The organism is Hymenobacter canadensis (assembly GCF_027359925.1).
GTDB classification, from domain to species: Bacteria; Bacteroidota; Bacteroidia; order Cytophagales; family Hymenobacteraceae; genus Hymenobacter; species Hymenobacter canadensis.
In genome coordinates this window covers 2,888,455-2,903,121 of record NZ_CP114767.1, presented here as the reverse complement: position 1 = coordinate 2,903,121, position 14,667 = coordinate 2,888,455, and the positions used below count along the sequence as shown (strand labels likewise).

Sequence of the window (14,667 nt, the reverse complement as noted above, 5' to 3'; positions counted from 1 at the left end):
TCTCCACGCAGCGTATCACCACTTGTCAAAACAAGATATCCAGTCTCGAATTGTTGGTTTTGAGGTGCTCTCTGGCCTTGGATGGTGTGATGCGCCGCTAGCAGTATGACGACGATGAGAAAAAAGCGGTAAGCCGACATAACAATGACACAAGTAGATGAGCAGATATTTTCTTGCAATCTACTTGCAATTGGAGTGCACAGCAACTTTCAGCGGGTACCGTCTACAGCCGCTTGGTCAACGACAAACCGGAATAGGAATAGCCATTCACGTTGAGGCCCTGCACCGGGCTGATGCTGTACGAGTTGCCGGTTTTCTTGTGCAGTTGCGGCACCAAAATGCCCGCCGTAGCGCCTACCGCCAGCCCCACAAGGTTGTCGGAGAGGAAGTGCTTGCCGGCTTCCAGACGCGTGTACGCTTCCGCTACCGACACCACGGTAGCCGCCGTCCAGATGAACGGCCTGGCTTTGGAATCGGGGTGGAAGTCGTGGTAAACTTTGGCAGCGAAGAACGTAGCAGCGGCCGTATGGGCCGTGTGGCCGGCAAAAAACGAGTTGGTGGCAATCTTGCTGTTGCGGCTGCCGCCACCTTCGGTGCCGTACAAAAACGGCCGGTAGCGCGTCACGTTGCCGATGGTCATGGTGAAGGTGGCATCGGCAGCCAGCATGCTCTGAAAGTACAGCCCCAGCACCTGCCCGTAGCGGCTGCGCACATCCTGGTCCAGCGCCAGCAAACCCGGCGCAATCAGCAACGACGGATACACAATCAGGTCACCGGCCGTCTGGGCAGTTTCGCTGTAGTAGCCCGCCGAAAACCGGTCGAACTTCGGAATGTCGTTCTTATTAAGGGCCGCCAGCTGAGCATCCGTCAGGCCATCTTTCTTCTGCACCAGCAGCAGCCCAGCCACGCTGAGGGCTGCTAAGCCGCCCGTAATGGGCGCGTCGACGGCAAAGCGGGTTTGGTAAGGAGAGCGGGCTTTTTGGGCTTGCGCGTGTTGTGGGACGTTTACGGCGAGCAGGCTGGTGGCCAGTGCCAGAGAGGAGAGTTTCTTCATAGTAGAACAATTAGGCGAAAGTAGCGCTCTAACGGAAAACGGCCGACGGAGGTTAGCCAACCGCCTCAGCGCATGCGTGGGCCCATCTCCGACACAGTTGCCGCCAACTCCCAACTAAATAGTAGCTTTGTAGCCCTGCTCCAACCGCAGGGCAGGGGCTGCCGGCCCCTCGCGTACTCTACCCTACAAGCTGATGCCGTACCTGTTCACCTCCGAATCTGTTTCGGAAGGCCACCCCGATAAAGTAGCCGACCAGATTTCTGACGCTATTCTCGACGAGTATCTTCGCCAGGACCCTGCTTCCAAAGTAGCCTGCGAAACCCTGGTCACCACCGACTTTGCGCTGGTAGCCGGCGAAATCAAGTCGAAGGCCCACGTGGAGGCCGAGCCGATTATTCGGGAGGTGATTCGCCGCATCGGCTACAACAAGCCGGAATATCTGTTCAACGCCGATACCTGCGAGGTGATGAACCGCCTGCACGAGCAGTCGGCCGATATCAACCAGGGTGTAGAGCGCGCCAGCGACGAAGAGCAGGGCGCCGGCGACCAGGGCATGATGTTCGGGTATGCCACCAAGGAGACGCCCAACTACATGCCGCTGGCCCTCGACCTCTCGCACCGTTTGCTGCAGGAGCTCTCCAAAATTCGCCGCGAAGGCACGGAAATGACCTACCTGCGCCCCGATGCCAAAAGCCAGGTAACCATCCGCTACTCCGACGACAATACGCCTGAAGGCATCGAAACCATTGTGGTGAGCACTCAGCACGATGAGTTCGACCAGGACGAGCAAACCATGCTTCGGCAGATTGAGCAGGACATCAAAACCATTCTGGTGCCCCGCGTGAAGGCCCAACTCAGCCCCGAGGTGCAGAGCCTGTTCACCGACGCCATCATCTACCATATCAACCCCACCGGCAAGTTCGTCATCGGCGGGCCCCACGGCGACTCCGGCCTCACCGGCCGCAAGATCATCGTGGACACCTACGGCGGCAAAGGCGCCCATGGTGGCGGTGCCTTCTCGGGCAAAGATTCCAGCAAAGTAGACCGCTCAGCGGCCTACGCGGCGCGCCACATCGCCAAAAACCTGGTGGCGGCCGGCGTTGCCGACCAGGTGCTGGTGCAGGTGGCCTACGCCATCGGCGTGGCGCAGCCCGTGGGAGTGTTCGTGACCACCTATGGCACCACGCAGGCCAGCAACGGCCACGGCGAAAAGCTCACCGACGGCCAGATTGCCGAAAAAGTGCAGCGCCTCTTCGACCTGCGCCCCTACGCCATCGTGCAGCGCCTGGGCTTGCGCAACCCCATCTTCAGCGAGTCGGCTGCCTACGGGCACATGGGCCGCCAGCCCGGCACCAAAGAGGTTAAGGACGCCGCCGGCAACACCCGCACCGTGGAAACTTTCACCTGGGAGAAGCTCGATTACGTCGACAAAATCAAGGCTGAATTCGGCCTGTAGCATAGGCTTCTGCCTGTGCCGTAAAACGCAAAAAGCCCCGTCTGAGGAATCAGACGGGGCTTTTTATTTGTGAATACGATACGCTTAGTGCGCCAGGATTTTCTCTTTGTGTTTCGTGATCTGGCGCTTCAGGCTTTCGGAGGCAGCATCAGCGGCAGCTTCAAACGAAGGAGCGTCTTCCTGCGAAAACAGCGTGGCGCCCGGTACGAGCAGCTTTATTTCCACGGTCTTGTTGGCAATACCGTCTTTGTTGTTCAGCTTCAGAATCACTTCACCTTCCGTGACGCGGTCATAGAAGGTTTCGAGCTTGTCGAGGCGTTTCTGGATGAAATCGAGCAGTTTTTGGTCGGCGTCGAAGTGCACCGAATGCATCTGTACTTTCATCGGTCGTAGGGTTTGGGAGGTAAGAAAAAGGAACACAACTCAGGCCTTCGGATGGGCCTGTTCAAAAACAGATTTCAGCTTGTCAATGGATAAGTGCGTGTACACCTGGGTGGCGGCCAGGTTGGCGTGGCCCAGCAACTCCTTGATGGCGTTCAGATCGGCCCCCTTGTTGAGCAGGTGGGTGGCGAAGGAATGCCGCAGCACGTGCGGGTGCTGCTGCGACGAAGCCGTGGTAATCTGGCTCAAATAGTGTTTCACGGTTCGATACACCAGCTTTTCATACAACGGTTCGCCCTTATCCGTAACGAGGAGCACGGATTGGGCGTTGCCTTGCGCCCCAAACTCGCGTTGCCGAAGTGCTATATAGCCGGAGAGGACGGCCACCAGCGTAGGGTTCAGCGGCACGATACGCTGCTTGTTGCCCTTGCCCGTTACGCGCACTGTGCGCGCCGCCAGACTCACATCATCGGGCCGGATGCCCAGCAGCTCCGACAGGCGGATGCCGGTGCCGTACAGCAACTCCAGAATCAGTTGGTCGCGCCGGCCGGCTAGCGTATCCTCAAACGCAAACGAGTTCAGCAAGCCGTTCAGGCTCTCCTCGGGCACGAAGTCGGGCAGCTTCTTGGCCATTTTGGGAGCCTTGATGCGCAACATGGGGTTGCGCCCGATGACGCCCGTGGTCAACAGAAACTTGTAGTAGGAGCGCAGGCAGGCAATCTTGCGGTTCACGGTGCGCGGGTCCAGGTCCTGCTGCATCAGCGTCACCACCCACGAGCGAATGAGCGTGTGGTCGGCCTGGGCCGGCTCCGCCAGCTCATATGTCGCCCGCAGATACTCCGAGAACTGGCGTAGATCAGTCTGGTACGACAGCAGCGTGTTGGGGCTGTAGCGTCGTTCCGACCGCAGGTAGGTAAAAAACAAATCCATACATCAGAGAGCCGGCCGCTAGGGCCGGATAACCAATGTATGGATTTCAGGGGAAGAAAAAAATCTGAACCAATAGGACGCGAAAAAACCGGCTGACGCACCACAAGTGGGCATCAGCCGGTTTTTAACCCGGGAAGCAGCAGAGTGCTAGGCGTTAGCCTCGTTGCCGTAGGTCACCTGCTTGTAGATGGCCTTCTGCTTCTGCTTACGGTTGGTGATCGACGGCTTCTGGAAGAATGTGCGACGACGCAGCTCTTTCAGAACGCCCGTGCGCTCAAACTTCTTCTTGAAACGCTTGAGGGCGCGGTCAACCGACTCGTTTTCCTTGATTTGTACGATGATCATATGTCAGTGGGGTTGAAAACTCTTCTATGAAGGGCCGCAAAGATAATCAGAGAGTTGGAAGATTAAAAACGGAATTTATAAAATCGCAGATACCGTAGGTTTTTCGGCGTTTCCATCACCGGGTAAGGAATTCTGGTCGGCTTTAACTTATCAAAATTCCGTTCCGAACGGCAGAATCCGCAAAACCCTACGGCATCGAACGGTCTTACTTCAGCAGCGTGCGGGCAATAACGAGCTTCTGAATTTCGCTGGTGCCCTCGCCGATAGTGCACAGCTTGGCGTCGCGGTAGTACTTCTCGGCCGGGTAATCCTTGGTGTAGCCGTAGCCCCCGAAGATCTGCACGCCTTCGTTTGCCACCCGCACCGATACCTCGGAAGCGTACAGCTTAGCCATTGCCGACTCACGGTTTACGTTCAGGCCGCGGTCCTTCATATCAGCCGCGCGGTACGTGAGTAGGGAAGCCGCTTCAATTTCAGTAGCCATATCGGCCAGCTTGAAAGCAATGCCCTGAAAGCTGCTGATTGGCTGGTTGAACTGGTGACGCTCCTTAGAATACTGCAGCGCGGCCTCATAGGCACCTTGCGCAATGCCCAGGCTCAGCGCCGCAATGCTGATGCGGCCACCGTCCAGCACCTTCAGCGACTGCACGAAGCCGTCACCAACTTTACCGATGACGTTCTCTTTGGGTACCCGGCAGTCCGTGAAAATCAGCTCCGTGGTTTCCGAGGCGCGCATGCCCAGTTTGTCTTCCTTACGCCCGGCGGCGAAGCCCGGCGTGTTGCGCTCCACGATGAAAGCCGTCATGCCGTGCGAGTCGCCCACTTCGCCGGTACGGGCAATCACTACGGCTACGTGGCCGGATTTGCCGTGGGTGATGAAGTTCTTGGCGCCGTTGAGCACGTAATGGTCACCGTCTTCGATGGCCACGGTGCGCATGTTGCCGGCGTCGGAGCCCGTGTTGGGTTCCGTCAGGCCCCAGGCGCCAATCCACTCGCCGGAGGCCAGTTTCGGCAGGTATTTCTGCTTCTGCTCCTCGGAGGCATGCTGCAGGATGTGGCCGGTGCACAGCGAGTTGTGCGCCGCCATGCTCAGGCCGATGCTGCCGTCAATCTTCGACAACTCGGCAATAGCCGTCACGTACTCGGTGTAGCCAAAGCCAGCCCCGCCATACTGCTGCGGCACGAGCACGCCCATCAAACCCATTTCGCCAAGTTTGTGGAACACATCAATTGGAAATTCCTGGCTTTCGTCCCACTTCATCATGTGGGGTTTGATGTGCTGGGCGCCGAAGTCGCGCACCATCTGGGCAATCATTGTCTGGTTTTCGGTAGCAACCAATTCCATGGGTGGGAGAATGAAAGGTGGTGAGAAGTAGAGCTATAACCGGTAAAGCCCGGCTTTGGGTCCGCGAAAGTACGATTTTGGTCGCCCTAATCCGCGTGCAGAATTACGGGAGCCTGCCTCAATTTTGAAAGAGGCCGCTAAATCGGTTAACTTTGAAGGTTTTTCAGAGAAACCACTTTCTCTGGATGTTGCCTCGCCACGGCCCATCCGTTCACTTTTTCGGCTCCCTTAGCCTGCATGCCTGCATCTGTTTCCCGCCGTCTTGTCCTGTTGTGGCTGCTATGCCTGCCTTTCCTGACACTGGTTTCATCCTGCACTGATAAATTATACAATCAGCGGGTGATGTTTCAGCTGGATAAAAGCAAAGGATTGGACACTACCAAAATTCGGCGGGTAGTAAATCGGGTGAATCGCAACTATACTATCCAGATAAATGATTTTTTGTCAGTCCGAGTATACACGAACGAAGGAGAGCGAATCATTGACCCTAATGGTGAATTGCGTTTCGGTGCTCCGGCCGGCTTGCTGCCAACGGGGGGGAATGGTAGCCGGACGTTGGGCAATTCTGGTCAGGGTGGCAGTAGCGGTGGTATGCAAAGCGCTGGTGGAAGCACGCAGAGCGCGGCCGGTGAATCTGAATTTCTAGTGCAAACCGATGGTTACGTTCGTTTACCACTGGTAAACAGGGTGCGCGTTACGGGCCTCACATTACTGCAGGCAGATAGTGTGCTACAAATCAGATACAGCGAATTTTACAAAGGCGTGTTTGTGACTACCCGCGTCACCAACAACCGGGTTATCGTACTGGGCTCGCCAGGTGGTCGAATTGTACCTCTCGTGAACGATAACATGAATCTGCTGGAAGTGTTGGCTTCGGCTGGGGGTATCGATGGTGGCGGCGGTGGTGGTGGTGGAACGAGCGGCCTATACAGGTCTGGGGGCAAAGCTTCTAATATTCGTATCATCAGAGGCGATTTGAAAAATCCGCAGATCGAACAAGTAGACTTGACTACTATTGACGGAATGCGTCGCGCTAACCTACAAGTTGAGCCTAACGATATCATTTATATAGAGCCCATCCGTCGTCCTTTCTATGATGCGCTGAACGATGCTGCTCCTGCAATTGGTTTATCAACAACGCTGTTGAACATAGTGTTTCTTGTATTTACGTTTACACGATAGTACAATGCCAAAAGGCTCTTAACTACCGAACTTCTGACTCCCATAAATGGCCGTTAACGAAAATGCTGAACTGGAGAATCTGATCCGAAACGCTACAGGCGGAGTAAGCGCCTTGTCTGTAGAGTCAGAGCCTGCAGACGAAGGTGGTGGATTAGATTTTGACACACTATTGATGGTAGTGCGTCGCAGTCTATTATGGCTATTACTACTTATTGGACTCGGCCTAACCGGGTCTTGGCTATTTCTGCGCTACACGAAGCCGGTTTATAAATCCTCCTCCCTGTTGAAAATTGATGAGAAGACGGAAGCAGGTGCCCTAGGTTTGGGTGGTGCCATGAAGGAAGCCGAAGGGCGACAAAGTCTGAATAAGCTGTCAGGTGAGGTAGAGCTGATTAAATCCAATATTATCTACCGCCGTTTACGCGACTCTCTGGACCTAGATGTCAACTACTACGCTGAGGGGACCGTTCTGGAAAATGAACTGTATGGTGCATCACCATTCCGGGTTCAATACGGAGGTAATATCATATATAATACCAAATTCAATCTGCGCTTTACGGGGCCGCAACAGGTTCATATTTCATACCAGAAGGCCGGCCAGGAGCAAGGGGGTGATTATTCTTTGAACCAACCGGTGAATCTGGATGGAATGATATTGAGCATCTTGCCTAATGGCAGTATAGCTGCAACAGAACTGGAGCGGAATTACTATTTTACCATTAATGATGAAGGAGCCATCAATGCTTATTTAGATAAGAATCTACTGGTCGAAATTGTGAATCCGGATGCCAATACCATCCAGATTTCTTTTCTGGATTTCAACCCTTCCAAGGCCCGGGCTATTGTCAATAAAATTGACACGGTGTATTTGCAGGAGAAGATTGCGCAGAAACAGACAGCCACTGCCCAAACACTCAAATTCTTAGACCAGCAACTCTCGGAAAATCGGCAAAGCCTAGCGCAGGCAGAAGAAAATCTTCAGGATTTTGCCCGTAGGAATAAAACATATGATGTCCGGGGTACCATAGGAGAAATTACAGGTCGCCTGGAAAAGCAGCAGGAAGAGCGGCTGAAACTGTCGGAAAAAATCCGTCTGCTCAATGAGGTTGCGGCGCTAGCGGAACGTGGGACAATAACCTCCCGGGAGGGCCTAACCGTTGAGGAGAGCATTCCGGCGCTAGTTACGTTGGAAAACAGCCAGCTTTCGCAGCAATTGGCCGAGCTAAACGATTTGCAGTGGAACCTGCGCCGCCTTTCACGCTCCTACAAGGAAACTACTGAAGCTGTACAGCAGCAGCGGGAAGCCCTCGACTACGTGAAAGGCAATCTGCGCCGCACTTTGCGTCAGAGCCAGGACCTGCTTAAAAGTGAACTGGCCGCCTTAGACCGGCAGGGTAACCTGTTCAATTCTGAACTGCAGACGCTGCCGCAAAAGGCTACTGAACTTGCCCGCCTGAATCGTCCACTGGAGCTGTATGAGAAATCATACTTAATGCTGATGGATAAGAAAGTAGAGTTCAATATTTCAAAAGCCGGTACTACACCTGACTTTCAAATTTTGTCGCCCGCCAGTATGCCTGGGGCACCTATTTCTCCTATCAAGCTAATGGTATATGCCATTGGCCTAGCAAGTGGTATTGTTTTAGGATTAGCGCTGATGGCGACGCGTTATTTCATGCACAACACGGTGACGAATGTGCGCGAGTTGGAGCGGGTTACTAACTCATCCGTGTTGGGAGTTATTCCGACGTACGATAAAGAGAAAATGAGCGTGTCGAAGCTGGTGGTGGATAAGAATCCTAAGTCAGCTATTTCTGAGTCCATTCGCTCTATTCGGACGAATCTGGATTTTATCAGTTCCGCGAAGAAAAAGCGGCTGATTTCGGTTACTTCTACTATCTCCGGGGAAGGCAAAACCTTTGTTTCTGTAAATCTGGGGGGAATTATAGCGCTGTCTGAGCAGCGGGTGGTGATTCTGGATCTGGACATGCGCAAGCCCAAGGTGAACCTGGCGTTTGGCGCAGAAAACGTGAAGGGGGTCAGCACCATTCTCATCGATAAGCATTCGATAGAAGAATGTATCCAGCATACTTCTATTCCGACGCTGGATTTCATTTCGGCTGGCCCAACGCCTCCTAACCCTTCGGAGCTGATTCTGAGCGCTAAGTTCGACGAGTTGCTGGCTGACTTACACCAGATATATGATGTCATTCTCATTGATACGCCACCGGTGGGGTTGGTGACGGACGGTATTCTGATTATGCGTAAGGCCGATATTCCGATTTATATCGTCCGGGCTAACTATTCTAAGAAGGCCTTCCTGAAAAATATCAATAAGCTGGCCCGGGCGAATAATTTTACCCGGTTGAGCGTCATTCTCAATGACGCCACAGCTAGCGGCCTGTATGGCTATGGTTACGGCTATGGCTACGGCTACGGTTACGGCCAAGGGTACTACGAAGAAACCAAGCCGGCTGACGGCAAGCTGGCGCGTCTGCGTAAGCGTTTTTCTTAAATCCGGATAGCGGGTATGGCGTCCTTTTTTCAGAAGCTCTTTGGCCGTGCGGCAACTTTGCCGGCACTGGCGGCCGACGGGCTTACGGATTTAGGTGCCGATATGCACTCCCACTTGCTCCCTGGCCTCGACGATGGCGCCGAGAATCTGGATCAGTCGCTGGAGCTGCTGCGGGAGTTGAGGGCCCTTGGGTACCGCAAGCTTATCATGACGCCCCATATCATGGGCGACTTCTACAAGAACACGCCCGAAGGTATCCGAGGAGCACTACGGGCGCTGCGGCAGGCCGCGAGTACGGCCGGGTTGGGAGACGTAGAACTGGAGTGTGCGGCCGAGTATTACCTCGATGAGTGGTTTGGGCCCCGGCTGGAGCGTGGTGACGAAATGTTGACTTTTGGTGGCGACAAGCGCTACATACTGGTAGAAACCAGCTACATCAACGAGCCGCTTAACTTTGCTGAAACCATTTTTCAGTTGCAAAGCCATAACTACCAGCCCGTGATAGCCCACCCGGAGCGGTATACATATTTTTATGGGCGGTTCGACGATTTGGTGAAGGTGCGCGAAACCGGCGCTTTGCTGCAGGTAAACCTGAACTCGCTGGCCGGCTACTATTCGGCGGGTGCTAAGCGGGTGGCCGAAAAGCTCATTGATGCTGGGCTGGTTGACATGGTAGGCACCGACGCGCACAACCTCAAGCACACGGCTACGCTGCGCGAGAAGGTGCTGCCGACCGAATATATGCGCAAACTACTGGCGCTGCCACTGCTCAACAATACGCTGTAACGGATTGAAGAACTCCATGATTTTCGTGACCGGCGGCAGCGGCCTTGTGGGAAGTTTTCTGATTCCGGCGCTGGTGGCCCGCGGCGTGCGGGTGCGGGCCCTATATCGGCAGCAAGTGCCCGAAATAGCGGGCACCGAATCTGTGGAATGGGTGGAAGGGGACTTGCGGGACACCACGTTGCTGAACACTGCGCTGGAAGGCGTAACGCACGTATTTCACTGCGCCGGTTTGGTATCGTATGCCCCGCAGGACGAAGAGGCGCTGCTCCAGGTGAACGTGGAAGGCACGGCCGCCGTGGTAGATGCCTGCCTGCGCCAACCGGGGGTGCGGCTCTGCCAAGTGTCGTCGGTGGCGGCGCTGGGCGGCGGCGCGACGGAAACGAGCGTGCTGCCCGGCAGCCAGCCCCAGGTGCTTGATGAAAATACCAAATGGGACCTGGGCGCTGAGCACGGAGCGTATGCTACGTCTAAATATCTGGCGGAGCTGGAAGTGTGGCGTGGCGTAGCGGAAGGCCTGCTGGCCGTAATCGTGTGTCCGTCCGTGATATTGGGGCCGGCTGACTGGAAGCGGAGCAGCACGCGGCTGTTTCGGTACGCCTGGCAGCAGCACCGGTTCTACACGCCGGGCAGCGTGAATTTTGTGGATGTGCGCGACGTAGTGGCCAGTATGCTCTACCTCACGCTCGATACCCAACTGACGGCGGAGCGCTACGTGCTGAGCGCCGGCAGCCTGCCGCTGCAGGAGTTTCTGGCCCGCGCCGCTGCCTGCTTTGGGCGCCGCCCGCCCACCGTAGCCGTGCCCGACTGGGCGGCGGAGGGCATCTGGCGGCTGGAGCACCTTCGGTCCCTGCTTACCGGTGCCCGGCCGCTCATCACCAAAGATACTGCCCGGGCTGGCCGCCGCCCCCTCTTGTATCGCGCAGAAAAAGTGCAGCGCGCCACGGGCCTGGCCCTGAGGCCGCTGCAGGAAACTATAGCGTGGTGCTGCGCCGAGCTGCAAACCCGCCAGCAACAGGCCCGGGAGCCAGCCGCCGGGAACTAGTGCCTACCGTAGCGCCGGACTATTTTTTGCGCTGTGTGTCGCCTACCGAACCTGCTTGGCTCCGGTGCGGTTGTTGTATATTAGGCCATAGCCCGCATTTAAAGGGTTTTGGTTGGAAGAAAGCCCGTTGGGACTGCCGTTTTGACGGGTAACCGGCACTTGATTGTAGCTGCATGAGAATGAATGAAAATTATGAGGACCGGGATGAAGTACTGGACACCGTGCGCCGTTTCGAGCGGATGGTGGCCCAGAACGAGCCCGTCTTTTTCGACCTGGCTGATTTTGAGAACATCATCGACCATTACACCACCAACACGCAGTACGACAAGGCCTTGCAGGCCTGTGAGGCTGCCATTGCCCAATACCCGTTCAGCACCGAACTCCTGATTGACCGCTCGCAGGTGCTGGCCATGAAAGGCGAATACCTGGAGGCCAGCAGCCAGATTGAGAATGTAGCCCACCTCGACCCCGACAACCCGGACGTGGCGGTAACGCGCGGCATTATCGCCACCCAAAAGGGCGAATTTGCGGAGGCCGTAGCCTTTTTCCTGCAAGCGGCTGAGCGTGCTCCCGACCGCGACGACATCTTCTTCAACCTGGGGCTGGCTTACCAGAGCTGGCAGAAGTTCAAGAGTGCCGCCAAGTACTACAAGAAGAGCCTGCGCATCAACGCCGACAACGACGTGGCGGTGCAGGAACTGCTGTATTGCCTGGAGGTGAGCGAGCGGCTGGAGGAAAACCTGCCGTTTTTCCAGCGCTTCACCGACGACGACCCATATTCGGCCATTGCTTGGTACAACCTGGGCCAGGCATATTTCCGGCTGGAGCAGCTGGACAAGGCGGTTGCGGCCTTTGAATATGCCATTCTTGTGGATGGCAAGTTTCTGGAGGCGCATGCGTATCTGGCCAGCGTATACATCAGCCAGGAGCGCTACCGCGAAGCCATTGCGGAGTTTGAGCTGAGCTACGAGGAAGGCCAGCCCACGCCGGAGGCGCTGTGCAACATCGGCGAATGCCACGAGAAGCTGCGCGAGTGGGATGCGGCCCGCCGGTTCTACCAGAAATCCATTGATCTGGAGCCAGAGATGGACGAGGCTTGGTTTGGCATCGGCGTCATCATGAACGAGCAGGAGCGCTACCTGGAAGCCACGCACTTCTTCCGGAAAGCCGTGGGCATCTACGCCGAAAGCGTGGAATACTGGCTGGCCCTGGCGGCCGCCGAATACCAGGTCGGCAACGTGGTAAGTGCGCTGGAAGCCTACGAAAAGGCCGCCGAAGTGGCCCCCGACAGCAAGGATGTATGGCTGAGCTGGAGCATTATCCTCTACGAGCAGGGTGATTTCCAGGGGGCCATCGACCTGATGCGCAATGCCGTGGAGGTGCAGCCGCTGGAAGCCGAGCTGCACTACCGGCTGTGCGCTTACCAGCTGGCCGCCGGCCGTTTCCGCGAAGCCTACGAAACGCTGGAAAACGCGCTGGTGCTGGATTTCGACAAGCACCGGCTGCTGTTTGAGTACTTTCCGGAGCTGGAGTCGCAGCAGGCCCTGGCCCGCCTGATTGATCAGTATCGGAAGTAGAAAACCCGTTCGCCGGGGATTGAAGGCCCGGGAAGATGGGTGGCTGCGTTGTCACCGAGCCATCTTCCCGGGCCTTCAGTTATAAAATTCGGGCTTACTTTTGCCCCGTTGCCTTCATCGGGCCGGGAGTGCTGCCTGCTGGTCAGGCCCTCAAACCCAATCTAACCAAGACCCTACAGCATGAACTACCACCTCTCACAACTTCCTGAGCGCACTGCCAAACCCCGCGAGCAAGGCTTTACCATGGTCATGGACAAAGGCCTGAGTGTGCGCGAGGTAGAAGACTTTCTGGAAGTGGGCGCGCCCTACACCGACATCGTGAAGCTGGGCTGGGCCACGTCCTTCGTGACGCCCAACCTGAAGCGCAAGCTGGCCGCCTATAAGGAGGCCGGTATTCCGGTGTATTTCGGGGGCACGCTGTTTGAGGCCTTCATCATCCGCAACCAGTTCGACGACTACCGCCGCCTGCTGGAGGAGTATGGCATGGAGTACGCCGAGGTATCGGACGGCTCGATTGACTTGGTGCACGACAAAAAGCTGGAATACATCCGCACGCTGGCCCAGGACGTGCAGGTGCTGAGCGAAGTAGGCTCCAAGGATGCCGAGAAGATCATTCCGCCCTACAAGTGGATTTCGCAGATGAAAACGGAGCTGGAAGCCGGTGCCGTGAAGGTAATCGGGGAGGCCCGCGAGGCTGGCAACGTAGGTTTGTTCCGCAGCACCGGCGAGGTGCGCTCGGGCCTGGTAGAGGAAATCCTGACCCAGATTCCGTTTGAGAAAATTCTGTGGGAAGCCCCGCAGAAAGCGCAGCAGGTGTGGTTTATCAAGCTGCTGGGCCCCAACGTGAACCTGGGCAACATTGCGCCAAACGAAATCGTGAGCCTGGAAACCATCCGCCTGGGTTTGCGCGGCGACACGTTCACCGACTTCCTCGACATGGACAACGTGGACGAGATGTTCAAGCCTGAGGTAAAGCCAATCGGCCGCCCCGGTACCTCGATGCCGCGCGGCTAAGCGCGCCAGATCCATCAGTAAGTGATACGCAGGTGGCTGCTTCCGGCAACGGGGGCAGCCACCTGGCGTTTTGTGGCAATCGGGGCGCGGCTTGTGCCTATACTTGCGCCATGAATCTGCGACTATTACTGCTGCCGCTGCTGCTGCTGGCGTTTTCCTCTATGGCCCAGCCTGCCGGTTCGCCGGCCCGGCTGGAGCAGCTCGGCGAAGTAACTTCCCGGTTCGTGCAGCCCCGGCGCGTGAGCGTGTGGCTGCCGCCCGGCTACGAGCAGGGCCGCCGCTACCCCGTGCTGTACATGCACGACGGCCAGAACCTGTTTGAGCCCGCTACTTCTTATAGCGGCACCGCCTGGGAAATAGACAGCGTGCTCACGCAGCTGATTGGGGCCAAGCAGGCGCGGGCTTGCATTGTGGTGGGCGTCTGGAACACCGACCGCCGCTTCCGCGAGTACGCCCCGGCCAAGCCCTACGCCGCCATGCCCGAAGCCCGCCGCGCCCGGCTGGCCCAGGAGCGCCCCGGCACGCCGCTCTCCGACGACTACCTGAAATTTCTGGTGCAGGAGCTGAAGCCGCGCATCGATAGCCAGTACCACACCAGCCCACGGCGGCAGGATACGTTTGTGGCCGGCAGCAGCATGGGCGGGCTGATTTCGCTGTATGCGGCGCTGGAGTACCCGCAGGTGTTCGGGGGTGCGGCCTGCCTCTCCACGCACTGGCCCCTGAGCCTCAAGGAAAGCACGCCCGACTTCACCACGGCCATGCTGGCCTACCTGCAGCCCCGCCTCACCGGCCGGCTCCGCCCGCGCCTCTACTTCGACTACGGCACCACTACCCTCGATGCCTGGTATGAGCCCCATCAGCAGCGCGTGGATAGCCTGCTGCGGGCCACGCGCTACCCACGTCGGAGCTGGCTGACCCGCAAGTACGCCGGGGCCGCCCACAACGAAGCCGCCTGGCAGCAGCGGGTGGCCGTGCCGCTCCGGTTTCTGCTGAGCCGGTAGCGCCCCTGCCGGTTCCTTTCGCTATCCTTTCCGCCCAAA

Annotated in this window: 13 protein-coding genes; 8 read left to right on the top strand and 5 right to left on the bottom strand. The window is 56.9% G+C overall.

Annotated elements, in window-relative coordinates:
- Nucleotides 1-223 precede the first annotated feature (223 nt).
- Nucleotides 224-1,054, bottom strand: coding sequence for a phosphatase PAP2 family protein (locus O3303_RS12495; protein ID WP_269558727.1), 831 nt, complete (start codon nucleotides 1,052-1,054; stop codon nucleotides 224-226).
- Nucleotides 1,055-1,247: 193 nt separating this feature from the next.
- On the opposite strand from O3303_RS12495, the gene metK reads away from it, so the two are divergent.
- The gene (gene metK / locus O3303_RS12490; protein ID WP_269558726.1) at nucleotides 1,248-2,510 is read left to right on the top strand and encodes a methionine adenosyltransferase; all 1,263 of its coding nucleotides are present in this window, start codon (nucleotides 1,248-1,250) and stop codon (nucleotides 2,508-2,510) included.
- Nucleotides 2,511-2,594: 84 nt separating this feature from the next.
- Here metK and hpf read toward each other — a convergent pair whose 3' ends face one another.
- The 4 genes from hpf to O3303_RS12470 all read right to left on the bottom strand — a co-directional run bounded on the left by hpf (nucleotide 2,595) and on the right by O3303_RS12470 (nucleotide 5,511).
- A complete protein-coding gene (gene hpf / locus O3303_RS12485; protein ID WP_044015909.1) occupies nucleotides 2,595-2,894 on the bottom strand; it encodes a ribosome hibernation-promoting factor, HPF/YfiA family in 300 nt (99 codons plus the stop codon).
- Nucleotides 2,895-2,933: 39 nt separating this feature from the next.
- Entirely contained in the window at nucleotides 2,934-3,821 is an 888-nt protein-coding gene (locus tag O3303_RS12480) for a tyrosine-type recombinase/integrase (protein WP_269558725.1), read from the bottom strand.
- A 147-nt stretch (nucleotides 3,822-3,968) separates the two neighbouring features.
- Complete coding sequence (rpsU, locus tag O3303_RS12475; protein ID WP_044015913.1) at nucleotides 3,969-4,166, bottom strand: 30S ribosomal protein S21; 198 nt, start codon at nucleotides 4,164-4,166, stop codon at nucleotides 3,969-3,971.
- A 205-nt stretch (nucleotides 4,167-4,371) separates the two neighbouring features.
- Nucleotides 4,372-5,511 (bottom strand): acyl-CoA dehydrogenase family protein, encoded by a 1,140-nt coding sequence (locus O3303_RS12470; RefSeq protein WP_269558724.1) that lies wholly within the window; start codon nucleotides 5,509-5,511, stop codon nucleotides 4,372-4,374.
- Nucleotides 5,512-5,748: 237 nt separating this feature from the next.
- Here O3303_RS12470 and O3303_RS12465 point away from each other — a divergent pair, with 237 nt between their 5' ends.
- The 7 genes from O3303_RS12465 to O3303_RS12435 all read left to right on the top strand — a co-directional run bounded on the left by O3303_RS12465 (nucleotide 5,749) and on the right by O3303_RS12435 (nucleotide 14,628).
- The gene (locus O3303_RS12465; RefSeq protein WP_269558723.1) at nucleotides 5,749-6,693 is read left to right on the top strand and encodes a polysaccharide biosynthesis/export family protein; all 945 of its coding nucleotides are present in this window, start codon (nucleotides 5,749-5,751) and stop codon (nucleotides 6,691-6,693) included.
- A 46-nt stretch (nucleotides 6,694-6,739) separates the two neighbouring features.
- Nucleotides 6,740-9,208 carry a polysaccharide biosynthesis tyrosine autokinase gene (locus tag O3303_RS12460; RefSeq protein ID WP_269558722.1) on the top strand — a complete coding sequence of 823 codons (2,469 nt, stop codon included), beginning with the start codon at nucleotides 6,740-6,742 and terminating at the stop codon, nucleotides 9,206-9,208.
- Nucleotides 9,209-9,310: 102 nt separating this feature from the next.
- On the top strand, nucleotides 9,311-9,994 hold the full coding sequence (locus O3303_RS12455) for a tyrosine-protein phosphatase (protein ID WP_269558721.1): 684 nt from the start codon (nucleotides 9,311-9,313) through the stop codon (nucleotides 9,992-9,994).
- A gap of 4 nt (nucleotides 9,995-9,998) precedes the next feature.
- A complete protein-coding gene (locus O3303_RS12450) occupies nucleotides 9,999-11,036 on the top strand; it encodes an NAD-dependent epimerase/dehydratase family protein (RefSeq protein WP_269558720.1) in 1,038 nt (345 codons plus the stop codon).
- 179 nt (nucleotides 11,037-11,215) lie between these two features.
- On the top strand, nucleotides 11,216-12,613 hold the full coding sequence (locus O3303_RS12445) for a tetratricopeptide repeat protein (protein WP_269558719.1): 1,398 nt from the start codon (nucleotides 11,216-11,218) through the stop codon (nucleotides 12,611-12,613).
- Between the two features lie 180 nt (nucleotides 12,614-12,793).
- The gene (locus O3303_RS12440; RefSeq protein ID WP_269558718.1) at nucleotides 12,794-13,627 is read left to right on the top strand and encodes a phosphosulfolactate synthase; all 834 of its coding nucleotides are present in this window, start codon (nucleotides 12,794-12,796) and stop codon (nucleotides 13,625-13,627) included.
- A 110-nt stretch (nucleotides 13,628-13,737) separates the two neighbouring features.
- Nucleotides 13,738-14,628, top strand: coding sequence for an alpha/beta hydrolase (locus O3303_RS12435; protein ID WP_269558717.1), 891 nt, complete (start codon nucleotides 13,738-13,740; stop codon nucleotides 14,626-14,628).
- The last annotated feature ends 39 nt before the right edge of the window (nucleotides 14,629-14,667 follow it).

Coding starts and splice junctions, on each gene's coding strand:
- O3303_RS12445 (WP_269558719.1), top strand. CDS start 11,216: ATGAATGAAAATTATGAGGACCGGGATGAAGTACTGGACACCGTGCGC.
- O3303_RS12470 (WP_269558724.1), bottom strand. CDS start 5,511: ATGGAATTGGTTGCTACCGAAAACCAGACAATGATTGCCCAGATGGTG.
- hpf (WP_044015909.1), bottom strand. CDS start 2,894: ATGAAAGTACAGATGCATTCGGTGCACTTCGACGCCGACCAAAAACTG.
- O3303_RS12455 (WP_269558721.1), top strand. CDS start 9,311: ATGCACTCCCACTTGCTCCCTGGCCTCGACGATGGCGCCGAGAATCTG.
- O3303_RS12465 (WP_269558723.1), top strand. CDS start 5,749: ATGCCTGCATCTGTTTCCCGCCGTCTTGTCCTGTTGTGGCTGCTATGC.
- rpsU (WP_044015913.1), bottom strand. CDS start 4,166: ATGATCATCGTACAAATCAAGGAAAACGAGTCGGTTGACCGCGCCCTC.
- O3303_RS12495 (WP_269558727.1), bottom strand. CDS start 1,054: ATGAAGAAACTCTCCTCTCTGGCACTGGCCACCAGCCTGCTCGCCGTA.
- O3303_RS12460 (WP_269558722.1), top strand. CDS start 6,740: ATGGCCGTTAACGAAAATGCTGAACTGGAGAATCTGATCCGAAACGCT.
- metK (WP_269558726.1), top strand. CDS start 1,248: ATGCCGTACCTGTTCACCTCCGAATCTGTTTCGGAAGGCCACCCCGAT.
- O3303_RS12480 (WP_269558725.1), bottom strand. CDS start 3,821: ATGGATTTGTTTTTTACCTACCTGCGGTCGGAACGACGCTACAGCCCC.
- O3303_RS12440 (WP_269558718.1), top strand. CDS start 12,794: ATGAACTACCACCTCTCACAACTTCCTGAGCGCACTGCCAAACCCCGC.
- O3303_RS12435 (WP_269558717.1), top strand. CDS start 13,738: ATGAATCTGCGACTATTACTGCTGCCGCTGCTGCTGCTGGCGTTTTCC.